Below are 24,217 nucleotides of genomic sequence, written 5' to 3' on the forward strand. Positions count from 1 at the left end.
GTTACGGTGTGACCATGTTCGCTCTCGTCTCCCTCTCCGCTGAGCTCGCGGAACAGCTCGTCGCCGTCGAGACGGGAGGAGACGACGCCGTGCATCAGGCACGCACGCGGGTGCGGCGCATCCGCAGCGTGCTCAGCGTCTACCGCCGCGCGTTCGTGGAGGAGGACGCGCAGGTGATGCGCGCCCGCCTCCGTCGGCTCGGCAGCGCGCTCGGAGAGACGCGGGATCTGGAGGTGCGCGCGAAAGACCTCGAAGACCTGCTCGCGGCAGAGACCGCGCCCGATGTGGTGGATGCCGTGCTCGGGTTCGCCCAGGACGCCAGGCGGGCATACGACGCGTCGCTCGCCGGCCTCATCCGGCGGCTGAACGGTCGTGCGCACCGCCGACTGCTTGCCGACCTCCAGGCGTTCGCCGCCCGGCCGCCGCTGCGCAAACGCGGCAGGAAGCATCCGAACCGTGTCGCCAGGAACGGATTGGGGAAGGCGGCACGCCGCGTGGCGCGTGGGGACCTCGACTCGCTCGAGAAGCTCCACGAGCTGCGCAAGTCGGCGCGCCGGCTCCGCTACGCCGCCGACGCCGTCTCGGACACGCTCGGGCGGGACGCGGTGCGCATCTCCTCGGCCGCCGAGGCCCTGCAGGATGCCCTGGGCGACCACCGCGACCTGGTACTGCTGGCGAGCCATCTGCGGGCGCGGGCGGCGGAGACAGAGCTCAGCGCATCCGCGGCCGCCGGGATCGCCCGGCTCGCCTCCGACAGCGATGCGCGTGCGGAGACGATGCTCGAGCCGGTCCCCTCGCTGGTCGACGCCGTCACTGCCGCCGTCGACGCGGTCTGAGCGGAGCGCGGAGCGCAGACCGCGGAACGCCGACCGCGGAACGCCGACCGGCTTAGGAGGCCTTCTCCTGCGCGACGCGCTGGCCGACGACCGCCGACACGCCGTCCTGCCGCATGGAGACGCCGTAGAGGGCGTCCGCGATCTCCATCGTGCGCTTCTGGTGAGTGATCACGATCAGCTGGCTCGACTCGCGCAGATCCTCGAAGATCGTCAACAGCCGGCCGAGGTTCGCGTCATCGAGCGCGGCCTCGACCTCGTCCATGATGTAGAACGGGCTGGGGCGCGCCTTGAAGATGGCGATCAGCAGCGCGACGGCGGCGAGCGACCGCTCACCGCCCGACAGCAGCGAGAGCCGCTCGATCTTCTTGCCTGCCGGCTTCACCGACACCTCGATGCCGGTGGTCAGCAGGTTCTCCGGATCGGTGAGGGTGATGCTGCCCGTGCCGCCGGGGAACAGGATCGGGAACACGTAGGCGAACGCCTCGCGCGTGTCTTCGAAGGCCGACTCGAAGATGATCTGCATCTTCTCGTCGATCTCCTCGATGATCGTGAGGAGGTCCTTGCGGGTGTTCGTGAGGTCGGTGAGCTGCTCCGTCAAGAACTTATGACGCTGCTCCAGGGCGGCGAACTCCTCGAGGGCGAGCGGATTGACGCGTCCGAGCTGGGCGAGCTTGCGCTCGGCGGAGGCCAGCCGCTTCTGCTGCTGCTCACGGTTGAACGGCATGGTCTCGACCTCGGCGGCCGGCTCGTCGCCGTACAGCTGGTCCCCTGCGTCGTCGTTCCCGGCAGCATCGTCTTCGGCAGCATCGTCTGCTGTCGGGGCGGCCGCGACCGGAATCGGCACCTCCGGGCCGTACTCCGCGACGAGCACATCCTCGACGAGCCCCAGTTCGCTGCCCGCCCGCTCGAGCAGACCGGAGAGATGCAGCTTCTTCTCGTAGATCTGCAGTTCGAGGCCGTGCACGCTCTCGGAGATGGTCTGCAACCGCTCGCGCAGCGCGTTCTCCTCACGCCGCAGCCCCGCGAGCTCCTCGTTCTGGCTGGCACGCCGGGCCTCGGCCGTCGCGAGCTCGACCCGCGCCTGAGCGACCGAGCGGTCGGCGGAGTCGAGCACCGCGGGAAGCGCCTCGAGCACGCGGGTGGCGGCATCGGTCTGCCGTCGACGGATGACGGCGCGGCGGGCGGCCTCCTCCGCTGCGGCGCGTTCGGCCTCGAGCTGCCGGGCGATGGCCTCTCCCCTGGCCTGCTCCGCGCGCACGCGCTCCTTGGCGGTCTCGACGGACAGCCGCGCCTCGACCTCGGCCTCGCGAACCGCGTCGAGCTCCGCCGAGAGCGCATCCCGTGCACTGACGTCGAGGATCGGTCGCGGGCGTGAGCGTGCGGTCTCGAGTTCGGACTTCGCCTTCTCTGCGGCGGCCTCGGCCTCCGCAACGCGCTCACCGGCCAGCGCCAGCGCCGACGACAGGCGCTCGAACTCGGCCTGCGAGGCCTCGAGCTGCACCTTCAGCCGGTTGAGCTGCTCGGTCTGCGCCGCGAGCCGGGCGTCGAACTCGCGAAGCGCACCGAGTGCGGCCTGCGACTGCTCCTTAGCCACCTGCAGCACGCCGCGCTGCTCGGCGAGGGCGAACCGTGCCCGGTCGATGAGCGAGGTGACCTCGCCCAGCCGGTCGTCGGCCGCATCCCGGTCGGCGATCAGTTCGATGCGGCTCTGCTTCGCGCCGGAGCCGCCGCGCAGAACGTAGTCGGTGAGCACCTCACCGGTCTTGGTGATGATGGTGACCGGACCGCCGAGCCCGCGCGCCGCATAGGCGCCACTCGCCGCACGTGCCGCATCGAGATCGTCCGCGATCGCGGTGAACGCGAGGATGCCGAGCACGCCACCTGGCGCGTCGACGACCGAACGGGCGGCGACCACGCCGTGCACGCCGCTCAGGTCGACCTCTGGCGCCGACGCGTCCGCCATGATGACCTCGACGCGGCCCAGGTCGTCGGCGGACGCGCGGGCGACCGCCTCGAAGGCGCGCTCGCTGTCGTCGGCGAGCACCGCATCCGCCAGGGACCCCAACGCCGCGGCGATCGAGGCCTCGTAGCCGGGATGCACGCGGATGTGCTCGGCGACGAGACCGCGCACGCCGGGAAGTCGAGCGGCGACCAGGGCGGCGGAGCCGTCCTTCTGGTCGAGGGCCTGGGAGAGTGCGCTGGTCCGGGCGGCGAGGGCGTCGCGCTCCCGCTCGAGGGTGTGCAGCTCCTCGCGGAGCCGTTCGATCTCGCCCTCGGCCTCGAACACGTCGGCCTGGGCGAGCTCGTAGGCCTCGTCGAGGTTGCTCTCCCCCGCATCCGCCGTCGCGGCATCGGCCTCGCGGGCGGCGAAGTCGGCGCGTGCCTTCTCCCGGCGCTCCGTCGCGGCGTCGAGCGCGTTCTGCTGGCGGAGCACCTCGCCGCGCACCGCAGCGAGCCGCTGCGCGGCAGCGTCGGCCTGGCCGCTCAGCTTGGAGATCTCGAGATCGTGCCGGGAGACGAGCGCGCTCTGCGCGGCGATCTCCTCATCGACGGAGTCCAGTCGGGAACGCGCACTCTTGGTCGCGGCCTGCGACGCCACCCACGCGGCCTCGGATTCGGTGACGACCGTTCGCAGCCGGGCGACCTCGTCACGGGCATCCTGGACCATCTGCGGGCTCACGCTCGGTCCGGCATCCGGTGCGTCGGCCTGGCTGCCCAGCAGGGCGAGACGCTGGTTGGCCATCGTGTAGAGGTTGCGCAGGCGCTCCTGCACCGATTCGAGACCGAACGCGGTGCGCCGGGCGACATCGACCTCGTCGCCCACCTGGGCCTGCTCGAGCCGGGCGACGCGCAGCTGCTTCTGCTCGAGCTGCTCCTGCAGCACGATGCGCTCGCTGTGCCGCTCCGACTCGGTGCGGCCGTGGTCGTCGAGCGCGGTGCGCAGCGCGACCACCTCGTCGGCCAGCAGGCGCGCCCTGGCATCCCGGACGATGGCGGCGATGGACTGGGCCTCGCGTGCGATCTCTGCCTGGTGCCCGAGCGGCTTGAGCTGGCGCCGGATCTCCCCGGCGAGGTCGCTCAGGCGGGTGAGGTTGGTCTGCATCGCCTCGAGCTTGCGGAGCGTCTTCTCTTTGCGGCGGCGGTGCTTCAGGATGCCGGCGGCCTCTTCGATGAACCCGCGGCGATCCTCCGGGCTCGCGTGAAGGACGGCGTCGAGCTGGCCCTGCCCGACGATCACGTGCATCTCGCGGCCGAGACCGGAGTCGCTGAGCAGTTCCTGCACGTCGAGCAGGCGGCAGGTCGAGCCGTTGATCGCGTACTCGCTGCCGCCGTTGCGGAACAGGGTGCGCGAGATCGTCACCTCGGAGTACTCGATGGGCAGCGCGCCGTCGGAGTTGTCGATGGTGAGCGTCACCTCGGCACGCCCGAGAGGTCCGCGGGTGGACGTGCCGGCGAAGATGACGTCCTCCATCTTGCCGCCGCGGAGGGTCTTCGCCCCCTGCTCGCCCATCACCCAGGCCAGGGCGTCGACCACGTTGGACTTGCCGGAGCCGTTGGGCCCGACGACGCACGTGACGCCTTGTTCGAAGGCGAAGGTCGTCGGTTGAGCGAACGACTTGAAGCCCTTGAGCGTCAGGCTCTTGAGATACACCCGCCGCCCGTCCCTTCTCGCGTCCAGCAGCTTGCCTGCGCCAAATTTACCCGACCGCGTGCCGTTCGCCCGCCGCGCCCCGCTCGCACACGCAAACGAGTCCGGGAGAAATCGGCGCTCCGATGTGCGGAGGCGCGATTTCTCCCGGACTCGATGGCGGCGGGTCAGCCGACGCCGAGGTACGCCTCCTTGATGGCGGGGTTGGCGAGCAGCTCGCGGCCCGTGCCGGAATGGGTGATCGAGCCGGTCTCCAGCACGAAGCCCCGGTTCGCGCGAGCGAGCGCCTGGTTGGCGTTCTGCTCGACGAGCAGGATGGTCGTGCCCTGCGCGTTGATCTCGCTGATGATCGAGAAGATCTGCTTGATGAATTGCGGGGCGAGCCCCATCGACGGTTCGTCGAGCAGCAGCAGGCGCGGCGCCGACATCAGCGCGCGGCCGATGGCGAGCATCTGCTGCTCGCCGCCGGACATCGTGCCGCCGACCTGCGACTTGCGCTCCGCGAGTCGCGGGAACAGCGAGAAGACCCGGTCGAAGTCGGCGGACATCCCGCTGCGGTCCTTGCGGCCGAACGCGCCCATGTCGAGGTTCTCGAGCACCGTCATGCCCGGGAAGATGCCCCGGCCCTCGGGCGCCTGCGAGATGCCCTGGACCACCCGGATGTGCGCCTTCATCTTGGTGATGTCGGTGCCGTCGAAGGTGATCGTGCCCTTCGACGGGTTCAGCAGGCCCGAAATCGTCTTCATCGTGGTCGACTTGCCGGCCCCGTTCGCCCCGATGAGGCTGACGATCTCGCCCTCCTCGACGGAGAACGACATGTCGTGGATGGCCTCGATGCGCCCGTACGCGACGCTCACGTTCTTCAGCTCAAGCAACGTCATCTTCAGGCTCTCCCAGGTAGGCGGCGATCACGCGCGGATCGTTGCGGATCGCGGTCGGAACATCGTCGGCCAGCTTGCGGCCGAACTCGAGCACCACGATGCGGTCGGTGACGCCCATCACCAGGCGCATGTCGTGCTCGATCAGGAGCACGGTGTACCCATCGGCCCGGATGGTGCGGATGAGGTCCATCAGGTCCTCTTTCTCCGCCGGGTTGAAGCCGGCCGCCGGCTCGTCCAGGCAGAGCACCTTGGGGTCGGTCGCGAGGGCGCGAGCGATCTCGAGGCGGCGCTGGTAGCCGTACGGGAGCTGCCGCGATGCGGTGTTGGCCAGGTCGGCGATGCCGACGAACTCCAGCAGCGCCATCCCGCGCTCGATCGCGCTCTTCTCCTCGCGGATGTGGCGCGGGCTCCGGATGAGCGCGCCGGGCACGCTCGTGCGATGCCGCGCATCCAGCCCGACCACGACGTTCTCGAGCGCGGACATCTCGCCGAACAGGCGGATGTTCTGGAACGTGCGCGCGAGACCGAGCCGGGTGATCCGGTGCTGCTTCTGACCCTTGATCGACTTGCCTTCCAGCAGCACGTCGCCGCTGGTCGGCTTGTAGACGCCGGTCATGGCGTTGAAGCAGGTGGTCTTGCCCGCGCCGTTCGGCCCGATCAGGCCCAGGATCTCGCCACGCTTGATGTCGAAGCTGACGTTGTCGAGGGCCAGCAGCCCGCCGAACTTGACGGTCAGGTTCTTCACCTCGACGATGCTGTCGCCCACCTCGACCGCGATCTCGCGGTCGGGGGCGGCCGCAGCGGCGACCTCCAGGTCGATGCCCGCATCGGTCAGCAGTTCGGCGTCGGCTCCGGGGGCGAGCGCGTCGCGTGCGGCTTCGTCGTCGGCGGTCATGATGCGCCTCCCTTCGGTGTGGTCGGATCGGTCGGGTCGGTCCGGTCGGTCGGACCGTTCCCATCGGTCGGTGCGGTCGGTGCGGTCGGTGCGGTCGGTGCGGGTGCCTCAGGAGACGCTCCAGCCGCCGTCGCAACCGCCGGCGCCGGCGCATCCGGTTTGTTCACCAGGTACTCGTACGCATGGCGACCGTAGGCCAGCAGTCGCTGCTTGGCCGGCACAAGGCCCTTCGCCCGGAAGATCATCAGCACCACGAGGGCGACGCCGAAGATCAGGTACTTGTAGTCGGCGATCGCGGTGAACCGCAGCGGCAGGTAGGCGACGATCGCGCCACCGAGCAGCGCGCCCACCTTGTTGCCGGTTCCACCTAGCACCACTGCGGCGAGGAAGAGGATCGAGGTCTGAACGTCGAACTTCTGGTTGTTCACGAAGCCGACCTGCCCGGCGAACAGCGCTCCGGAGAGACCGCCCACCGCCGCACCGATCGCGAACGCCCACACCTTGTACTTGAACGTGGGCACGCCCATGATCTCGGCGGCGTCCTCGTCCTCCCGGATGGCGATCCAGGCGCGGCCGACGCGGCTGCGCTCCATGTTGCCGACCAGCAGCAGCACGATGATGATCACGCCGAGCGTCAGCCAGTACCAGGGCACGCCATTGGAGTTGGCGAAGATCGGGATGCCGTCGGCGTTCTCGCCGGGCGGGTGCCCGACGTTCTGGAAGCCGACCTGCCCCTTCAGCGCCGGGATGATCGTCGCCAGGATGCGCACGATCTCACCGAAACCGAGCGTGACGATGGCCAGGTAGTCGCCGCGCAGACGCAGGGTCGGCACGCCGAGCACGACGCCGAAGAGCATCGCGACCGCCATGGCGACCGGGATGGTCCACAGATACGGGATCTTGACGAACGGCGAGTCGGGGCTGGTCAGCATGGCCGCCGTGTACGAGCCGACCGCGAAGAAGGCGACGTAGCCGAGGTCGAGCAGACCGGCGTAACCGACGACGACGTTCAGGCCGACCGCGATGAGCGCGTAGACCGCCATGCTGAAGCAGGCGAGCGCCCAGTCGTTGCCCGGCTCGGTCGTGAGCGGGAAGAAGTTGAGGTACGGGAGCGCGAAGGCGATGGCGACCACGATGAGCATCCACAGCCACTGGATCTGCCGTGGCAGACCGTTCCAGCGGTCGCGGAAGCCCTGGAAGGGGCCTCCCCTGCGGGCGCGCGCCTCTGTGGCGTCCTCCGCCTGTTCGCTTCTGGCGTCCGGCAGGACGCGGGGTCCGTCTGTGGTGCTCATGCTCTGCTCCTCCCCAGTGAGGTACCGAGGATTCCCGTCGGCCGCACCAGCAGCACGAGGACGAGCACCACGAAGGCGATCACGTCCGTCCACTGGGAGTCACCGAGCAGGATCTGTCCGTAGTTTCCTATCAATCCGAGCAGCAGTCCACCCAGGAGCGCGCCCCGGATGTTGCCGATGCCGCCGAGCACCGCGGCCGCGAAGGCCTTGATGCCGAGCACGAAGCCGCCGGTGTAGATCACACCGGAGGGAACGAGCATCACGTAGAAGAGGGCGGCGGCGCCGGCCAGGAGACCGCCGAGCACGAAGGTGATCACGATGATGCGTTCCTTGTTGACGCCCATCAGTGTCGCGGTGTCGGGATCCTGCGCGACGGCCCGGATGCCGCGACCGGTGCGACTGCGGCGCACGAACATGTCCGTCAGCACCATGAGCACCACAGCGGCGATCACGATGATCAGCGACTGGCTGTTGATGATCGTGCCGAACACGTCGAACACCGCCACCGGACGGAACATCGTCACGGCCGGCTCGGCGTTCGCACCGCGGATCACGAAGATTGCGGACTGGATGGCGAACGAGGCGCCGATGGCCGTGATGAGGAACGCCAATCGTGGCGCGTTCCTCCGGCGTAATGGCCGATAGGCCACGCGTTCGAGGAGGAACGCGGTGACGGCCGATGCCAGCATGCCGACGATGAGGGCGAGCAGGATGTCGCCGATGATCGCGGCTATCCCGAGGTTCGGGATGGAGGGGCCGAAGCCCAGCGAGGTGAGGGTGATCACGACGCCGTACGCGCCGATGATGAACACCTCGGAGTGCGCGAAGTTGATCAGGTTGAGCACGCCGTACACGAGGGTGTACCCGACGGCGATCAGACCATAGATGGCCCCGAAGGTGAGGCCGTCGAAGGTCGCGCTCCAGAAGTTCTGTACGAGGGATTGGACATCGAAGTTGATCCACGAATTGTCAAGGACGGGGTGGATTGCGAGCAGTTCGAGCATTCAGGCATCCAGATCGAGTGGGAAGGGATCGACGTTGATCCGATCGGATTGCGGACAGGTGGAACGCAGGATGCCGCGGGTCGCGAGTCGGCGACCCGCGGCATCCTCAGTGTCGTGCGCTATCCGATGGTGCCGATCGGAACGATCTTGCCGTTCTCGACCTTGTAGCCGTAGACCGTCGGAGCCTGCAGCTCACCCGTGGAGTCCCACTTGTAGTGCTTGCTCAGTCCGTCCTTGTCGTAGGACTTCACGAAGTCCTTCAGGTCGGCGCGGGTCGTCTTGCCCTGGTCGATGCCCGAGAGCAGCACGGTCGCGGCGTCGTAACCCTCGATGGAGTACGTGCCGGGCTCGGCGCTGGCGAGCGTCTTGTAGTCCTTCTCGAAGTCCGGGATCAGCTCACCCGGGATGCAGGGGCAGGTGAAGTACGCGTTGTTGGACGCGTCGCCGGCCAGCTTGATGAACTGGTCGTCCTTCACTCCATCCGGTCCGACGAACGTTCCGGTGAAGCCCTTGCTCACGAGCTGCTGGTCGAACGGTGCACCCTCGGCGTAGTAGCCCGAGTAGTAGACCGCGTCCGGCTTCGCGTTGATGATCTTGGAGACCACCGCCGAGAAGTCCTTCTGACCGGTCGTCACCTTGTCGGTTCCGACGAGCGCGTCGCCGAGAGCCTTCGAGGTGGTCGTGGCCAGGCCGATGCCGTAGTCGGAGTCGTCCTGGACCAGGTAGACCTTCTTGGCCTCCAGCTTGTCGGTGAGGAACTTCGCCGCCGCCGGGCCCTGCACGGCGTCATTGCCGAGGCCGCGGAAGAAGGTCGTCCACCCGTTCTTCGTCAGGTCGGGGTTGGTCGCAGACGGCGTGATGTGAACCAGGCCCTGCTGCTCGAAGATGTTCCCCGTCGCCTTCGACTCGCCCGAGAACGGGAGACCGATGACGCCGATGATGTCCTTCTCATTGACCGCCTGGGTGACCGGGCCGGTCGCCTTGTTCGGGTCGCCCTCGGTGTCGAACTTCTTGAATGCGACCTGGCAACCGGAGTTGGCCTGGTTGTGCTGGTCGATCGCGAGCTGGACACCGTTGTAGATGTTGATGCCGAGCTGGGCGTTCGGGCCCGTCTCCGCTCCGACATAACCGATGGTCAGGCCGGCAGGACAGGTGGCCTTGCCGTCGCCGGCGGGCAGAACCGCGTCCTTGGGCGTGTCGACCGAGGTGATGGCCGGGATGTCAACCTTCCCGGAACTCGACGTCGACCCGCCGGTGGATGCCTGGTTGGCACACCCCGCCAGGAAGAGCGCGACCGCCGCTGCAACGGCCGCACCTGTGATGACTTTCTTTCGTAACATCTTCTGCCTCTCGACGTGAATCCGTTACGAAGCGGCGTAGTTGCCGCTTCGCACCACGAATATGTGTGCCGAGACTACATGCAATGCAACTAATCGCAACCAACATTCGCGCGCAGATTTACACGATTGAAACCAAAACGATTCGCTCTGTTCACAGCTCGGGCACCGGAATAGGCTGGGAATACCCAGTGCGCGAGGAGGTGCCGGCGGATGCGCCCGACTGCTCCACCGACCATCGCCGAACTCCCGATCCCGGCGCGGATCGGGACGCCGGAGTCCGCCGCGTTCGAAGAGATGGTCGCCGTGATGAACGGGGTCGCCGTCGCCCTCTGGCACAACGACGACTTCGTGTACACGGCGGAGGCGGAGCTGGCGTCGTTCCAGGCGCGCGAGTTCCACGACAAGATCGTCTTCGTCGCCGTCGTCGACGGTGTGATCGTCGGGCGGGTGGTGGTCGACTTCCCGCTGGAGGAGGACGCCGTGACCGCCACGCTCCTCGTCGACGTCGTGCCGGGGATGCGCGGGCGCGGCATCGGGTCGGCGCTGCTGGCCCACGGTGAGGAGTTCGCGGCCGACGGCGGCCGCACCGCCGTCTCGGCCTACACCGAGCATCCGGCCGCCACCCTGCACGACGGCCCGGTCGTCCGCGCCGAGGTCGGAACATCCGCTCTCCCGGCCGACTCCCCCGACGTCCGCTTCGCCCTCCGGCACGGGTACCGTCTCGGCCAGATCGAGCGCTCGAGCAGTCTCGCGCTCCCGCTCACCGCCGATCGACGGGATGCCCTGCTGACCGATGCCCGCACACATTCGGGCGACTACCGCACGGTCAGCTGGTGGAGCTCCGCGCCCGACGACCGGGTGGCCGCCTTCGCCGCGCTCAAGGAGCGGATGACGATGGACGTGCCGCAGAGCGGCATCGCGCTCGACGACGAGGAGTGGACGGCCGACCGCGTGCGGCAGCACGAGGACGAGCTGATCGCCCGGGGAGAGCCGCTGCTGGTCACGGTCGCCGAGCATGTGCCGTCGGGCGCGTTGGTGGCGTACACCGAGATCGCCGTGCCCGACGACGGAGACAAGGCCGAGCAGTACGACACGCTGGTCGCGACCGACCATCGGGGGCACCGGCTCGGCACGCTCGTGAAGCTCGAGAATCTGGAGCGCCTCGCGGAGCGCGCGCCGCACATCCGGCGCCTGCTCACCTGGAACGCCGACGAGAACGCGCCGATGCTGCGCGTCAACGACGCCTTCGGGTTCGAACTGCACGGGCTGACCGGCAACTGGCAGAAGACGCTGGACTGACGGCGACCCGGACGACCGGCCACAACTCCGGAACTCCCGCCCGACACGCCGCGATATCCGGCACTACTCCGGAAGTCCGACCCGTGAGGTCCCCCGGCTTCCGGAGTTAGCGGGCTCCCGGGACGGACGCGGCGGGAGCAGCGGGCGCGGCGGGAGCAGCGGGCGCGGCGGGAGCAGCGGAGGCGTCAGCAGCCGTGGCCGGGGTGGCACGCGGGCGACGCAGTTTCTGGCAGTGGGGACAGAAGTGCGACGAGCGGTTCATGAACTGCTCGCGCACGATGAGCGTGCCGCACCGCGGGCACGGCTTGCCCTCCTGTCCGTACGCGTTGAGGCTGTGCGAGAAGTAGCCGGAGGCGCCGTTGACGTTCACGTACTGGGCGTCGAAGCTCGTGCCGCCCTCGGCCAGCGCCTTGGCGAGCACCAGGCGCACCTCGCTCAGCAGTGTGCGGATCTTCGCTCGGCTGAGGCTGCGCACCGGCTGCTCGTAGTGCAGCTTCGCCGCCCACAGGGCCTCATCGGCGTAGATGTTGCCGATGCCGCTGATCAGCGACTGATCGAGCAGCGCACGCTTGATGCCGGTGTTCTTGCGGCCGAGAGCGGCGGCGAAGGAGGCGTCGTCGAACGCCGGGTCCAACGGATCGCGGGCGATGTGCGCGACCTGGGCCGGGACGAGCGCGTCGTCGGTGCCGAGGCCCCCTGGCGCGCCATCCGCTGTCGGCACCAGCTTGTCGACCGCCATGGAGCCGAAGATCCGCTGGTCGACGAAGTTCACCCAGAACTCGCCGTGCAGCGGATGCTCGATGTGCAGCCGGATGCGCAGGAGTCCGGTCTCGACGACGCCGGGCTCGCGCAGCAGGATCTGGCCGCTCATCCCGAGGTGCGCGACGATGGCCTGGGTGCGACCGTCGAGCGGGATCCAGAGGAACTTGCCGCGCCGAACGGGCGTGGACATGGTGCGCCCGGTGAGCAGCGACTCGAAGTCGCCGGCGGACGTGTCGTGACGGCGCAGCGAACGGGGCTCGAACACCTCGACGCCGAGGATCGTCGCCCCCGTGACGGCCGGAGCGAGCCCGGCCCGGACGACCTCAACCTCGGGGAGCTCGGGCACGTCGCTTGGTGAGTTCGGTCCACGCGGTGAGCGCGGCGGACATCTCGGCCTGCTTCTTGCTCGTGCCCTCGCCCGTCGCCGTCACGAGGTCACCGACCTCGACCGTGGCGTGGAAGGTCTTGCTGTGGTCGGGGCCGCTGTTGGTGACCGTGTAGACGGGAAGGCCGGCTCCGCGGTGCGCTGCGGCCTCCTGCAGGCTCGTCTTGGGATCCATGGCCGCGCCGAAGCGCGCCGGATCGTCGAGCAGCGGCTCGACGAGACGCAGCACGAGCGCCGTCGCCTCATCACCGCCGAGATCCAAGTACGCCGCACCGATGATCGCCTCGACCGTGTCGGCGAGGATCGAGGCCTTGTCTCGGCCGCCGCTCTGGTTCTCGCCGCGGCCGAGCAGGAGGTACTCCCCCAGCCCGATGCTGCGCGCGACCTGGGCAAGCGCGACCGAACTCACCAGGCTGGCGCGGCGCTTCGCGAGGTCGCCCTCGTCGAGTCCCGGGTTCTCCCGGAACAGCTTGACCGTCACCGCCTGACCCAGAATCGAGTCGCCGAGGAATTCCAGGCGCTCGTTGTTCGGGATGCCGCCGTGCTCGTACGCGTAGGAACGGTGCGTCAGCGCCAACTCGAGAAGCTCGGGGTCGATATCGACTCCGAGCTTCTCGGTGAGTGCGGTGCGGTCGGTACTGCCCTTGTTCAGGGACGTCGTTCCGGCCATCGTGCCGAAATCAGACGTCGGCGACCTTGCGGCCCTTGTACTCGAGGAACAGGGCGGTGCCTGCGGAGTCCTCGACGACCTTGGCGCGGTGCGGCAGGCTGTAGGTGACCTTGCCACCCTCGATGGTCTTGACGAGCGTGGGGACCTCGGCCTTCCACTGCGAACGACGAGCGTGCGTGTTGGCGCGTGACTTCTTCCGCTTCGGAACAGCCATGACTATCTCTCTTCTCTGTTTCTGTCGATGTCGGCAGGAACATCCTGCGTCAAGGTACTGGCGGGACCAGCACCGGTGTCGGAAGCCTGGAAAGCCGCAAGCGCAGACCACCGCGTATCGGTGGTTTCCTGGGGTTTGCGGTCCGGTACATCCGCCAGCCGTTCTCCGGTCTCGGGGTCGAGTCCGGGGCAATCTGGCCGGCACACCGGCTGAAACGGCAGTGCCAGCACTACCGCGTCCCTGATCAGAGGTTCAAGATCCACGTGGTCGTCGTGAACCTCAAAATCAAAAGCTTCGTCAGAAGAATACGCGAAAAGCTCCTGGAAATCGACTTCGACAGGCTGAGCGATGTCGATCAGGCAGCGTCCGCACACCCCGACGGCCTCACTCGTGAGCTCCCCGGAGACCAGGATGCCCTCGTGCATCGACTCCAGCCGGAGGTCGAGATCGATGGTCGCACCCTCGGGAACGCTCAGCAGCCCCTCGCCCAGCTTGTCGGCCACGGGCAGCACGATGGTCTGCTCGCGCATCTCCCCCGGGCGGTGGATGAGATCGTACACATTGACCGTGTACGGGGTGGTCTTGAACTTGGTCACGGTCAACCATTTTACGCGGATCGGAACCGGTTCTCAGGCAGATCCGCGCGCACTCTGGGCTGGCGTCCAGGTGGGCGGGATGAGCGAGACCGGAATCAGGGCGGCTTTCAACCGGAGCGCCCGCCCCGCCTGCGCCTCGAGGGCCGTCAGGACCCGCTCCAGATCGTCGGCGAGCCCGACCGCCGTCGCGCGTGTCGGCGGCCCGAAGGCGTCCCGCTCGCGCACCGCCAGTAGGCGGAGCACGGCATCGTGGCCCGGCGTGCCGGACACCGCCTCGGCGATCCGTCCCGCGAAGACGCGCGGTGTCTCGGTGTCCGGCACGGCCCAGCCCAGATCACGGGCCGTGTCGCGCAACTCGTCCCACGCGACGGACGCCCCGCCCCATTCGTCCGTGAGCCGTCTCAGTCGATTGCGGCGCCGGATGCGGCGCAGAACGGCCGGCGTGAGGAGGAGCGCCACGACCAGCAGGGCGACACCGACGCCCGAGAGCACCGGCTGGAGCGGCGCGGTCGCCGTCACCCCGGTCGCGCCGCGCTGGTTGGCGGGATCGGTCGGCACCAGGCGCTGCGCCTGCGAGGACGACGACGATTGCGGCACCGGCGCGTTCGGTGCGATCTGGGACTCCGGTCGCGTGTAGCTCGGGATGGTCCCGCGCCCCACCGTCGGCTCGAAGGCCACCCAGCCGACTCCGGCGAAGTACAGCTCGGGCCAGGCGTGCAGGTCGTCGCTCGTCACCGTGTACTGTCCGGGGTTGTTGGCGGTTCCGCCGTTCGTCGCCCCCGGCAGGTAGCCTTCAGCGACGCGCGACGGGATGCCGATGGTGCGCGCCATCAGTGCCATCGCCGAAGCGAAGTGCACGCAGTATCCGGACTTCACCTCGAGGAAACGGGCGATCACCCGCGCGCCATCGCCGTCGTAGCCCTGTTTCAGCGGGGTCTGTGTCGAGTACACGAAGTCGTTGTCGCGGAAGTAGTCCTGCAGCGCGACCGCCTTGTCGTATTCCGAGACCGAGCCCTTCGTGGCGGCGAGGGCCGACGTGGTGATGATCGACGGCAGATTCGGGGGCAGGAACAGATCCCGCTGCACACTGGCCGGCACGAAGCCGCCCGCGGCCTGCAGCTGCGCCGCCGTCGGCTGCAGCACCAGGCTGGTCGCGGTGTAGTTCTGCCCCTGCGTGCTCGTGTTCACGCCGCCGATGGTGAGATCGTCGGGGTCCCACGACCACGTGCCGTTGAGACCCTTGATGCCCTGCACCGGATACGGCACGGGCAGCCAGCGGCTCTGCATGTTGTCGATCTGGACGCTCGTGGTGATCTTGGTCGTCTTCACGGTGTCGGAGAGCCCGAACACGGGACCGATCGTGTTGCCGGCCGGCAGCCGCTTCGTGTCCCGCTCCCTGTGCTTCCAGACGGACCCGGTGAACTGATCGAGGGACGCGAGCTTGAGGTACTGGCCGGTCGTCGCCGTGGTCGTGTAGGTCAACGCGCGCACGGCGGCAGGACGCCGCAGATCGCGGCCGAGGTCGATCAGCGGCGTGACCGTGCCGCCGATCGAGATGCCGCCGGCCGTGAACGAGGTCGCTCCGCCGCGGTCGAAGCCGGGGGCGGTGCCCGCGAGGATCAGTGCGACCGCCACCGACGACGCTGCGATCGACAGCGATGCGGTCGGGCGCGGCGTCGCCGGGCGTCGGGTTCGCACGTCGCAGCGCAGCAGCCAGAGGAAGGCGGCTGCGCTCGTCGCCAGCGCGAAGGGGTCCAGGCCGTCGCCGAGCAGCGCGCCGGGCACGACAAGCACCAGGCCGACGCCGAGGGCAGTGAAAGCAGGGATGCGGAAGGCGATCGCCAGGGTGTCGATCACGAGGGCGAGGAGGCAGCCGCCGCCCACCACGAGGAACATGAACTCCGGCAGTGCCGGTGACGGCGTTCCCTGCTGGTAGATGGAGAGCATCGCCTGCTGCGCGATGTCCCCGAAGTGCACGAAGGTCGCCGGTGTCGGGAAGAGCCCGAGCAGACCGGTGCCTTTGCCGAAGCCCACCGTCATGATGATCGCGAACTCGACGAGCTGCAGCAGCGGCACGAGGCGGCGCGGTACTCCGAGCATGCGCAGGCCCGCGCCGGCGACGAGGATCAGCGCCGACGAGAAAATGAGCAGGAACCACCAGCCGGCGCCCTCGATCAGCCCGATCAGCGCGAAGCTCACGGCGAGCACCTGGAGCTGGAGCGCGCCCGTCAGCCGCCAGTACCCCATGCGCCTCGCTCGCTCGCGCGGGAGGACGGCCGCTCCGATCGCACTCTCGCTAACCACGCTGCGCTCCCGCCCGCTGGCGTGCGAGCGCCTGCTGCCAGGCGTCGGCCGGGTCGTCGCCGGCGCGGAACGGAACGCAGAGCCATCCGGCATCGGCGAGAACGTCGCCCACCGCAGGCGGCGACGACGCAGCGATGAACGCCACCGCCGGGTCGCACATGGAACGCACCGCCGCCAAGGCCCCGAGCTCCTCGAGCGAGCCGCCGAGCAGCATCGCGAAGACGGGAACGGCGCGGCCGGACCGACGGAGGCCCGCGGCGAGCTCCGCGACGGCGTCGTCACGCCCTTCCGCGCTCTGTTCGACCGCGGCCAGGTCGGCCAGCAGCAGCCGATCGGCGCTGCCGACGTCGTAGGTGGGCGTCGCCGAGCCGAGGGTGCCCGTGCGTCCTGCACCCGAGCGACCCGACAGCTGACGCGGACCCGTCTCGACCACGCTCACCACGAAGCCCGCGTCGAGCAGATGCACGCCGACCGACGCGACGAGTTCGACGAGGGTCTCGAACTCCGCGTCATCGCCCGCGCCCGTGTGGCTGTCGAAGAGCATCCACGCCTCCGGGTTGCTGCGTCGCTCCTCCTGACGCACCATCAGCTTGTCGTGGCGCGCCGTCGCCCGCCAATGGACCCGCCGCAGCGGGTCGCCCGGCCGGTATTCGCGCGCGATCAGCTCGTCGGCGCTCGGGATGCTGTGCCGCAGCAGTTCGTGCTCTGTGCCCTCACTGCGTGCGACGTCGAGATCCCCTCCCGGGAGGGCCGTGACGCGCGGTGTCACCACGAACTGCCGGGGCTGCCCGAGCGCGTACTCGGCGTACGCGAGCCCGAACGGGTCCGTACGGCTGACGATGAGCGGCCCGACGGCGTGCGAACCGCGGTGACGCGCGCGCACGTCCTGGCGTAGCACCACCGTGTCACGGCCGTGCGTGACGTTGGGCTGATGGCCGCCGAGCCGCGGGAACGGCGCCGCCTCCTGCACCCCGACCGCCGGAGGGGCGAACTCGCGCCAGAGGGCGGCAGGACTCGGCCTCGCCGACTCGTTGCGCGCGGTGGTCACCACCGTCGCCGTCTCACCCACCCCGACGATGTCCGGATGGAAACTGCGCGTGACCGTCAGCCGGGGACGATCGACGGTCACCGAGATCATCGCCGCCAGCGGCAGCACCGTGAGGAACAGCCCGACGAAGAGCACGTCGGTGCGGCCGAGCGTCGCGGAGGCGATCAGCGCGACGACCCCGACGCCGAACAGCGCCCAGCCCCGAGACGTCGGCCGCGGCTTGCGCAGCGGCGACGATGAGCGCTGTCGCCGGGCCATGGGTCAGTCCGCCCGGCCGGAACCGATCGCGCCCGAGCCGACCGGCACGGGGGTGGCCGCCACGATGCGGCGCACGATGTCCGCGATGACGGGAGCGCTCTCGTGATGGTGGCCGAGAGCGCGGCTGGTCGGCAGCAGACGGTGGCCGAGCACGGGCACGGCGAGGGCGTCGATGTCGTCGGGGAGCACGAAGTCACGGCCGTCGAGCACGGCCTTCGCTTTGGCCGCCCGCACCAGCTGGAGCGTTGCCCGCGGGCTCGCGCCGAGGCGCAGGTCGCGATCCTCGCGGGTGGCGCGCACCAGGTCGACGGCGTACTGCTTCACCGGCGTCGAGGCGAACACGCTCCTGGCCGTCGTCATCATCGCCCGCAGCTCCTCCGAGGTCACCACCGGCCCGATGCGCGACAGCGGGCTCGACGTGTCGCGGGTGTTCAGCATCGCGAGCTCGGAGTCGTCGTCGGGATAGCCCATCGCGATGCGGGCCATGAACCGGTCGCGCTGGGCCTCCGGAAGCGCGTACGTGCCCTCCATCTCCACCGGGTTCTGCGTCGCCACGACGATGAACGGAGCGGACAGCGGGTACGTCGACCCGTCCACCGTCACCTGACGCTCCTCCATGCACTCGAGCAGCGCCGACTGCGTCTTCGGGCTGGCGCGGTTGATCTCGTCGCCGATCACGATGTTGGCGAACACCGCGCCGGGCTTGAACTCGAAGCGCCGCTCCGCCTGGTTGTACACGGAGACGCCGGTCACGTCGCTCGGCAGGAGGTCTGGGGTGAACTGGATGCGGCTGACCGTGCAGTCCACCGACTTGGCCAGCGACTTCGCGAGCATCGTCTTGCCGACGCCCGGCACGTCCTCGATGAGCAGGTGGCCCTCGGCCAGGAGCACGGTCAAGGCGGTCTGCACGGCATCGTGCTTGCCGTCGATCACCGACTCGACGTTCGCCGTGATCTGCGCGGCGGCGCGGCGCAGTTCCTCGAGATCCATTGCGACCGATGCCTGGCCGGTCTCCTCGTCGCTGGCGACGGAGGACTCCGTCGGCTGACGTGTCGCGTAACTGTTCATGTCTCCCGCAGGTATTCGTAGACGGCCGTGGGGACGTACGGGCTCACGTCGCCGCCGAGCGCCGAGACCTGGCGCACGAGCGAACTGGAGACGTGGGCGTTCGCGGGATTCGGGAGGAGGAAGATCGTCTCGACCGCCGCGAGGTTTCGGTTGACGATGGCCATCGGGGTCTCGTAGGCCACATCGATCTGGGAGCGGATGCCCTTGATGAGCACGTGCGCACCGACATCCGTGCAGTAGTCGACCAGGAGGCCGACGCTCCACGAGGCGACCACGATGTTGCCGGCGATGCCGGCGTCTTCGATGGACCGCTCCAGCAGGGCGACGCGCTGCGCGATGGGCAGCAGCGCGGACTTGTCGGGGTTGTGGACCACCAGCACGTGCACCTCGTCGAACAGGCGCGCGGCACGTTCGATCACGTCGAGATGCCCGAGGGTGACCGGGTCGAACGATCCAGGGACAACGGCGATCCTGTTCATAGACCTTCAGACTATCCCGCTGATCCCGGCATTTCGTTGTGAATCCGTTACCGAATTGTTGCGGGCACGTCACGCCGTCCGGTCGTCAGGATTTGGCGAGGAACGCGCGCTCGCTCTCGTCGAGGCGGCGCGCGAGGGCGGCGGCCAGCGCCGGATGCGCCGCGAGCCCGCCGTCCGTCTCCAGCGTCTCCTGCGCCGCCACACGAGCCTCCGCGATGAGCTCGCCGTCGCTGGCCACCCGGAGCAGCCGCAGCGACGATCGCCCGCCGGACTGCCTGCTGCCGAGCACGTCGCCCTCGCGTCGCAGTTCCAGGTCGATGTTGGCGAGCTCGAAGCCGTCGATGGTGCCGGCCACGGCCTCGACGCGCTCCCGCGCCAGGGTCTCCTGCTCGGCGCTGGTGACCATCAGGCACAGCCCGGGCACGCCGCCACGGCCGACGCGGCCGCGCAGCTGGTGGAGCTGCGAGACGCCGAAGCGATCGGCGTCGAGGATGACCATGGCGGAGGCGTTCGGCACGTCGACACCGACCTCGATCACGGTGGTCGCGACGATCAGGTCGAGCTGTCCGGCGGCGAAGGAGCGCATCACCTCGTCTTTGACGTCGGAGGGAAGTTTGCCGTGCAGCATCCCGATCCTCGCGTCGGCGAACAGGGGGTCGGCGCGCACCTGGGCGATCACGGACTCGACGTTGGCGATCGGTCGCGCCGGCCCCTCCTCCGGCTCCGCCTCCTCACCGTCGTCCTCCGCGTCCTTACCCGTGATGGCGGGACAGACGACGAACACCTGCCTCCCCTTGCCGATCTCCTCGGCGGCGCGCTCCCAGATGCGGCGCTCCCAGGCGGGCCGGTCGGCGAGCGGCACCACGAAGCTCTCGATCCCCTGCCGGCCGGCGGGAAGCTGCGCGATCGTCGACACGTCCAGGTCGCCGAACACCGTCATGGCGACGGTGCGCGGGATGGGCGTGGCCGTCAGCACCAGCACATGCGGCGGCGTCCCTCCCTTGGCCCGGAGGGCCTCGCGCTGATCCACCCCGAAACGGTGCTGCTCGTCGACGACGACGAGCCCGAGGTCGTAGAAGGTCACGGCGTCGCCGAGCAGTGTGTGCGTGCCGACCACGATGCGGGCCTGGCCGGAGACGGTGCGCAGGAGGGCCTTCTTGCGCTCGGCGGTCGAGAGCTGCCCGGTGAGCAGGGTCGGCATCAGCTGTGCGGCGAGGTCGGGGCCGAGGACCTTCACGATCGACCGCAGATGCTGACCGGCGAGCACCTCGGTCGGGGCCAGCAGCGCGGCCTGGCCGCCCGAGTCGGCGACGGCGAGCATGGCCCGCAACGCCACGAGCGTCTTTCCGGAGCCCACCTCGCCCTGCACCAGTCGGTTCATCGGTGCGGTGTCGGCGAGGTCGCGGGAGATCTCGCCGCCCACGGCGGCCTGGTCGTCGGTCAGCTCGAAGGGAAGGGCGGCGTCGAAGCGCTCGAGGAAACCGCCAGGGGTCGCCGAACGAGGTGTCGCCGCCGTGGCGCGCGACGCGGCCCGCTGCTGAAGGAGGGCCGACTGCAGTACGAAGGCCTCCTGGAACCGCAGCGCGTCGCGGGCGCGCTGCCAGTGCGCATCCTTTTCGGGGCGGTGGATGCGCTCCAGGGCATCTCGGAAGGTCAGCAGCCCGCGCTCCCTCGCCACCTCGTCGGGCACGGGATCGGCCACCGCGCCGAGGGCGTCGAGGGCCAGCGCGACGGCCTTCTGCACCTGCCAGCTCGCCACCGTTCCGGTCGCCGGGTAGATCGGGATGGGCATCTGCGCCCAGTTCTGTGCGGCCGCAGTGCCGGCGGCCAGCGCAGCGCTGTCGTCGGCCTCGAAGAGCTCGTAGTCCGGATGCGCCAGCTGGAGCGCGCCGCGATAGTCGGAGACCTTGCCGGCGAAGATGCCGCGCACTCCGGGCACCAGGTCTTTGGCGCGCCAGGCCTGATTGAAGAAGGTCAGCGTGAGGATGCCCTCGCCGTCGGAGATCTTGACCTCGAGGATCGAGCCGCGACGTGCGCGCATCGAGCGCTCCTGCACCCGCAGCACCTCGGCGACGATCGTGACGTTCTCGTCGATCGGCAGGTTCGCGAGGGCGGTGAGCTCTCCGCGACGGGCGTAGCGGCGCGGGTAGTGGCTGAGCAGGTCGGCGACGGTGCGCATCCCGAACGCCTTCTCGAAGGCGGTGGCCGTGCGGCCGCCCAGCACGCCGCTCAGCTTGGAATCAAGGGTGACAGCGCCCTCGACGGCCGGGGCGGAGACGGAACTCATGGTTCGATCGTATGCGGCACGACCGTCAGCGCAGCGAGCTCGTCCGCCACGAAGGGATCCTCCGGCCGGGCGGCGGCCAGCCTGGTCTGGAGCTCGAAGGCCTCATCGGTGCGTCCCAGTTCGCGCAGACAGCGCGCCAGCGCCCACTCCGCCCAGAACACCTGGTCGTCGGTGCCCACCGAACGGGACGCGCGCAACGCCTCGGCGAACTCGATCAGCGCCGCATCGGGTCGCGCCGCCTCGAAGAGCTGCCAGCCGCGGTTGTTGTGGAGAGTGACGCTCCAGCGCAGCGTGCGGGCATCGCGCACGTCCTCGAGCTCGACGAGCCCCTGCGCCGTCCACTCCTCACCGTGCGCCGGATCCGCCAGCGCCAGCATGTGCAGCGCGTCGACCGCGAGGAACACCTCACCGTCGCGCCTGGCCGCCGACAGGGCCTCCTCGAGGAAGGGCACGGCCTCCGCCGGGTGGTCGGCGGAGCGCCGGAGCCGTCCGCGCTCCAGAGGGATGCGGATCCCCAGCGGCCCGATCCCGGGCTCGAGGGAGTCGAGCAGGGCCTCCGCCTCGTCGAAGCGCTGCTGCAGGCCCAGCGCTCTGGCGCGCTGTGTCTCGAGTTCCGCGCGAACCAGCTCGGGTCTGTCGGGTTCGGCTGCCGCCTGGGCGAAACGTTCCGCTGAGGCGATCGGGTCGTCGAAGTTCCACAGGGCGTCGAGCTCGCTCTGGTCGAGTCGTGCGTCCATCTTCATATCTTCGTTGTCGGAGCGCCCCGCCGCTAGGCTCGGATGACCATGACTCGTATCGTCGCCGGGTTCGCCGGATCGCTCAGCCTGCAGGTTCCGAAGAGCGGTACGAGGCCGACGAGCGATCGGGTGCGGGAGGCGATCTTCTCCGCGCTCGAGGCCAGGGACGCCCTGCAGGGCGAGCGCGTGCTCGACCTGTACGCCGGCTCGGGGGCCCTCGGCCTCGAGGCGGCCAGCCGGGGAGCGTCGCGCGTGATGCTGGTCGAGCGCAACGCGCAGGCCGCGGCGGTCTGCCGGTCGAATGCGTCGGCGGTCATGAAGGCGGCACCGCGTTCGGGTGCGCCGTCGATCGAGGTGCGGGCGACCGCGGTGCAGACCTTCCTCACCGGCTCCGGGTCGACCTACGACCTGGTGTTCATCGATCCTCCGTACGAGGTGGATGACGACGAACTGCTCGCGGTGCTGACCGCGCTCGTGCCGCGCCTGTCGCCGCACGCCATCGTCTGCGTCGAGCGCAGCACGCGCTCGGGAGCGCCGTCGCTTCCGCCGCGCCTCGATCTCGATCGCAGCACGGCGTACGGCGACACGACGCTCTGGTGGCTGGAGCCCGAGCAGTAGCAGACCCGGGCCGGGCGCGTTCAGCCGCCGTGGCCGTCCCAGCCGATGTAGGGGTCCCATCCCCCGCGCTCGTCGAACGGCCGCCCTCCGACGAGCACCCCGGCCCCCGGCACGACGACGCCGATGGCGCGGAAGCCGCCCGGCAGTCCGGCTCCCGCGGGGAACGCCGCGAACAGGCCGTGATCCTCTCCCCCGGTGAGTGCGATCTCGACGTCGTCGCCGAGCAGGCCGGGGTCGAGATCGATGCCGACGCCGCTCGCCTCGGCGACCCGGCGCGCATCCAGGGCCAGACCGTCGGAGAGGTCCAGCATCGCCGTCGCGCCCGCCTGCGCCGCGAGCGGGCCGTCGGCGATCGGCGGCCGCGGCCGAAGTTGCGCGGTCACGGTCTCCGGATGTGCGGCGAGCACCCGCTCGAAGCGCGCGCGATCCGGTTCTCCGGCGGCGTCGACGGCTTCGGAGAAGAGCAGCCGGAGTCCGGTCGCCGCCACGCCGAGCATCCCGGACACGGCAACGACATCGCCGACCCTGGCACCGCTGCGCAGCACGGGTGCCCGGCCCTCCAGGTCGCCGAACGCCGTGACAGCGATGGTGAACGTGTCCGACACGGAGAGATCACCACCCACGACGCCGCAGCCGGGGGCGAGCGTGGCACAGCCATCGCGCAGCCCGTCCGCCAGCTCCTCGAGGTCGCTGACAGGGGTGGAGGCGGGCGCGGCGATCGCGACCACCAGGGCGGTCGGAACGGCGCCCATCGCGGCCACATCCGAGAGGTTCGTGGCCGCCGCCTTCCAGCCCAGGTCGTACGGTGCGGACCACGCCCAGCGGAAGTCGGGACCGTGCACCATCATGTCGGTGGTCACGACGTACCGGCCATCCGGAGCCGCGAGCACGGCGGCATCGTCCCCGGGGCCGACGATGGTCGAGCGGGACTCGGGGAGACGCGGGAAGATGCGCTTGAGCGTCTCGCGCTCCGTGGCCTCGCCGAGGGTGGTCGCGGAGGCGTCGCTCCCAGACATCGTCATGCATCAAACGGTAGCCTGAAAGCGATGCCCAGACGCCACGCCGCCCTCGCGACGCTCCTCGCCGTACCCGTGCTGACCGCAACCCTCCTGACGCTCACCGGATGCGCGCCGACCGTCTCGCTGGAGGCGGCCGCCGACTCGAACGACCCCGGTTGCGCCGAGATCTCCGTACGGCTCCCCGACACCGTCGCCGACAAGGCGAAGCGGGAGACGAACGCGCAGGCGACCGGCGCGTGGGGCGATCCGGCGGCCGTGCTGCTGCGCTGCGGCGTGCCTCCGATCGGCGCCACCACGAAGCCATGCATCACCGTCAACGGCATCGACTGGGTGCTGATGACCGACCTCGACAAGAACCCGACGGCGAAGACGCTCGTCTACCAGACGTTCGGCCGCACCCCGGCGACCCAGGTGGTCATCGACCACGTGTCCGGTGCATCGGATGCGGCGGTGCTGCCCGAGTTCGCGAGCGCGATCGCCACCATCCCCCAGACTCGCAAGTGCCTCTCGACTCTCGACACGGGCGCGACGCCGACCCCGGCGCCCACGAAGTAGCTCCCGTTGAGGGGCGGCCAA

At 69.6% G+C, this 24,217-nt stretch carries 21 protein-coding genes; 4 read left to right on the top strand and 17 right to left on the bottom strand.

The window, feature by feature from the left end; all coding sequences use genetic code 11:
* Positions 1-14: 14 nt before the first annotated feature.
* Entirely contained in the window at positions 15-836 is an 822-nt protein-coding gene (locus AC1DB1_RS08470) for a CHAD domain-containing protein (protein WP_477200423.1), read from the top strand.
* 52 nt (positions 837-888) lie between these two features.
* Here AC1DB1_RS08470 and smc read toward each other — a convergent pair whose 3' ends face one another.
* The 6 genes from smc to AC1DB1_RS08500 form a co-directional block, all read right to left on the bottom strand.
* Positions 889-4,488, bottom strand: a complete 3,600-nt coding sequence (smc, locus tag AC1DB1_RS08475; RefSeq protein ID WP_477200424.1) for a chromosome segregation protein SMC — start codon at positions 4,486-4,488, stop codon at positions 889-891.
* A gap of 164 nt (positions 4,489-4,652) precedes the next feature.
* Positions 4,653-5,366, bottom strand: coding sequence for an ABC transporter ATP-binding protein (locus tag AC1DB1_RS08480; RefSeq protein WP_477200425.1), 714 nt, complete (start codon positions 5,364-5,366; stop codon positions 4,653-4,655).
* Entirely contained in the window at positions 5,353-6,261 is a 909-nt protein-coding gene (locus AC1DB1_RS08485) for an ABC transporter ATP-binding protein (RefSeq protein WP_271178373.1), read from the bottom strand. Before AC1DB1_RS08485 ends, AC1DB1_RS08480 begins: the two co-directional genes overlap by 14 nt.
* Positions 6,258-7,553, bottom strand: coding sequence for a branched-chain amino acid ABC transporter permease (locus tag AC1DB1_RS08490; protein WP_477200426.1), 1,296 nt, complete (start codon positions 7,551-7,553; stop codon positions 6,258-6,260). Before AC1DB1_RS08490 ends, AC1DB1_RS08485 begins: the two co-directional genes overlap by 4 nt.
* A complete protein-coding gene (locus AC1DB1_RS08495) occupies positions 7,550-8,557 on the bottom strand; it encodes a branched-chain amino acid ABC transporter permease (protein WP_271178371.1) in 1,008 nt (335 codons plus the stop codon). The genes AC1DB1_RS08490 and AC1DB1_RS08495 overlap by 4 nt, the downstream gene beginning before the upstream one ends.
* A gap of 119 nt (positions 8,558-8,676) precedes the next feature.
* Complete coding sequence (locus AC1DB1_RS08500) at positions 8,677-9,897, bottom strand: branched-chain amino acid ABC transporter substrate-binding protein (RefSeq protein WP_271178370.1); 1,221 nt, start codon at positions 9,895-9,897, stop codon at positions 8,677-8,679.
* A 210-nt stretch (positions 9,898-10,107) separates the two neighbouring features.
* On the opposite strand from AC1DB1_RS08500, the gene AC1DB1_RS08505 reads away from it, so the two are divergent.
* The gene (locus AC1DB1_RS08505) at positions 10,108-11,196 is read left to right on the top strand and encodes a GNAT family N-acetyltransferase (RefSeq protein WP_477200427.1); all 1,089 of its coding nucleotides are present in this window, start codon (positions 10,108-10,110) and stop codon (positions 11,194-11,196) included.
* A 106-nt stretch (positions 11,197-11,302) separates the two neighbouring features.
* Here AC1DB1_RS08505 and mutM read toward each other — a convergent pair whose 3' ends face one another.
* From mutM to AC1DB1_RS08555, 10 genes are all read right to left on the bottom strand, one after another.
* Positions 11,303-12,304, bottom strand: coding sequence for a bifunctional DNA-formamidopyrimidine glycosylase/DNA-(apurinic or apyrimidinic site) lyase (mutM, locus tag AC1DB1_RS08510; protein ID WP_477200428.1), 1,002 nt, complete (start codon positions 12,302-12,304; stop codon positions 11,303-11,305).
* A complete protein-coding gene (gene rnc, locus AC1DB1_RS08515) occupies positions 12,282-13,013 on the bottom strand; it encodes a ribonuclease III (protein WP_271178368.1) in 732 nt (243 codons plus the stop codon). The genes mutM and rnc overlap by 23 nt, the downstream gene beginning before the upstream one ends.
* A 10-nt stretch (positions 13,014-13,023) precedes the next feature.
* On the bottom strand, positions 13,024-13,227 hold the full coding sequence (rpmF, locus tag AC1DB1_RS08520; RefSeq protein ID WP_271178367.1) for a 50S ribosomal protein L32: 204 nt from the start codon (positions 13,225-13,227) through the stop codon (positions 13,024-13,026).
* A 2-nt stretch (positions 13,228-13,229) separates the two neighbouring features.
* Positions 13,230-13,757, bottom strand: coding sequence for a YceD family protein (locus tag AC1DB1_RS08525; protein ID WP_271178928.1), 528 nt, complete (start codon positions 13,755-13,757; stop codon positions 13,230-13,232).
* A 99-nt stretch (positions 13,758-13,856) separates the two neighbouring features.
* A complete protein-coding gene (locus tag AC1DB1_RS08530; RefSeq protein WP_477200429.1) occupies positions 13,857-16,127 on the bottom strand; it encodes a transglutaminase TgpA family protein in 2,271 nt (756 codons plus the stop codon).
* Positions 16,120-17,433, bottom strand: a complete 1,314-nt coding sequence (locus AC1DB1_RS08535) for a DUF58 domain-containing protein (RefSeq protein ID WP_477200430.1) — start codon at positions 17,431-17,433, stop codon at positions 16,120-16,122. Before AC1DB1_RS08535 ends, AC1DB1_RS08530 begins: the two co-directional genes overlap by 8 nt.
* A 3-nt stretch (positions 17,434-17,436) precedes the next feature.
* Positions 17,437-18,501 carry an AAA family ATPase gene (locus tag AC1DB1_RS08540; protein WP_271178364.1) on the bottom strand — a complete coding sequence of 355 codons (1,065 nt, stop codon included), beginning with the start codon at positions 18,499-18,501 and terminating at the stop codon, positions 17,437-17,439.
* Entirely contained in the window at positions 18,498-18,980 is a 483-nt protein-coding gene (coaD, locus tag AC1DB1_RS08545; protein WP_477200431.1) for a pantetheine-phosphate adenylyltransferase, read from the bottom strand. The genes AC1DB1_RS08540 and coaD overlap by 4 nt, the downstream gene beginning before the upstream one ends.
* 85 nt (positions 18,981-19,065) lie before the next feature.
* Positions 19,066-21,267, bottom strand: a complete 2,202-nt coding sequence (locus AC1DB1_RS08550) for an ATP-dependent DNA helicase RecG (RefSeq protein ID WP_477200432.1) — start codon at positions 21,265-21,267, stop codon at positions 19,066-19,068.
* On the bottom strand, positions 21,264-22,004 hold the full coding sequence (locus AC1DB1_RS08555; protein ID WP_477200433.1) for a hypothetical protein: 741 nt from the start codon (positions 22,002-22,004) through the stop codon (positions 21,264-21,266). The genes AC1DB1_RS08550 and AC1DB1_RS08555 overlap by 4 nt, the downstream gene beginning before the upstream one ends.
* 48 nt (positions 22,005-22,052) lie before the next feature.
* On the opposite strand from AC1DB1_RS08555, the gene rsmD reads away from it, so the two are divergent.
* A complete protein-coding gene (gene rsmD / locus AC1DB1_RS08560; protein ID WP_271178360.1) occupies positions 22,053-22,622 on the top strand; it encodes a 16S rRNA (guanine(966)-N(2))-methyltransferase RsmD in 570 nt (189 codons plus the stop codon).
* Between the two features lie 20 nt (positions 22,623-22,642).
* Here the strand turns inward: rsmD and thiL are convergent, their stop codons facing one another.
* Positions 22,643-23,644: a thiamine-phosphate kinase gene (thiL, locus tag AC1DB1_RS08565; RefSeq protein ID WP_477200434.1), complete on the bottom strand. Its 1,002-nt coding sequence runs from the start codon at positions 23,642-23,644 to the stop codon at positions 22,643-22,645.
* Between the two features lie 24 nt (positions 23,645-23,668).
* Here thiL and AC1DB1_RS08570 point away from each other — a divergent pair, with 24 nt between their 5' ends.
* On the top strand, positions 23,669-24,196 hold the full coding sequence (locus AC1DB1_RS08570; protein WP_477200435.1) for a DUF3515 family protein: 528 nt from the start codon (positions 23,669-23,671) through the stop codon (positions 24,194-24,196).
* Positions 24,197-24,217 lie beyond the last annotated feature (21 nt).

It is taken from the genome of Leifsonia sp. 10N434, assembly GCF_056394405.1.

Coding starts and splice junctions, on each gene's coding strand:
- AC1DB1_RS08470 (WP_477200423.1), top strand. CDS start 15: ATGTTCGCTCTCGTCTCCCTCTCCGCTGAGCTCGCGGAACAGCTCGTC.
- AC1DB1_RS08480 (WP_477200425.1), bottom strand. CDS start 5,366: ATGACGTTGCTTGAGCTGAAGAACGTGAGCGTCGCGTACGGGCGCATC.
- AC1DB1_RS08485 (WP_271178373.1), bottom strand. CDS start 6,261: ATGACCGCCGACGACGAAGCCGCACGCGACGCGCTCGCCCCCGGAGCC.
- AC1DB1_RS08490 (WP_477200426.1), bottom strand. CDS start 7,553: ATGAGCACCACAGACGGACCCCGCGTCCTGCCGGACGCCAGAAGCGAA.
- AC1DB1_RS08495 (WP_271178371.1), bottom strand. CDS start 8,557: ATGCTCGAACTGCTCGCAATCCACCCCGTCCTTGACAATTCGTGGATC.
- AC1DB1_RS08500 (WP_271178370.1), bottom strand. CDS start 9,897: ATGTTACGAAAGAAAGTCATCACAGGTGCGGCCGTTGCAGCGGCGGTC.
- AC1DB1_RS08505 (WP_477200427.1), top strand. CDS start 10,108: ATGCGCCCGACTGCTCCACCGACCATCGCCGAACTCCCGATCCCGGCG.
- rnc (WP_271178368.1), bottom strand. CDS start 13,013: ATGGCCGGAACGACGTCCCTGAACAAGGGCAGTACCGACCGCACCGCA.
- rpmF (WP_271178367.1), bottom strand. CDS start 13,227: ATGGCTGTTCCGAAGCGGAAGAAGTCACGCGCCAACACGCACGCTCGT.
- AC1DB1_RS08525 (WP_271178928.1), bottom strand. CDS start 13,757: ATGCGCGAGCAGACCATCGTGCTGCCCGTGGCCGACAAGCTGGGCGAG.
- AC1DB1_RS08535 (WP_477200430.1), bottom strand. CDS start 17,433: ATGGCCCGGCGACAGCGCTCATCGTCGCCGCTGCGCAAGCCGCGGCCG.
- AC1DB1_RS08540 (WP_271178364.1), bottom strand. CDS start 18,501: ATGAACAGTTACGCGACACGTCAGCCGACGGAGTCCTCCGTCGCCAGC.
- coaD (WP_477200431.1), bottom strand. CDS start 18,980: ATGAACAGGATCGCCGTTGTCCCTGGATCGTTCGACCCGGTCACCCTC.
- AC1DB1_RS08550 (WP_477200432.1), bottom strand. CDS start 21,267: ATGAGTTCCGTCTCCGCCCCGGCCGTCGAGGGCGCTGTCACCCTTGAT.
- AC1DB1_RS08555 (WP_477200433.1), bottom strand. CDS start 22,004: ATGGACGCACGACTCGACCAGAGCGAGCTCGACGCCCTGTGGAACTTC.
- rsmD (WP_271178360.1), top strand. CDS start 22,053: ATGACTCGTATCGTCGCCGGGTTCGCCGGATCGCTCAGCCTGCAGGTT.
- thiL (WP_477200434.1), bottom strand. CDS start 23,644: ATGACGATGTCTGGGAGCGACGCCTCCGCGACCACCCTCGGCGAGGCC.
- AC1DB1_RS08570 (WP_477200435.1), top strand. CDS start 23,669: ATGCCCAGACGCCACGCCGCCCTCGCGACGCTCCTCGCCGTACCCGTG.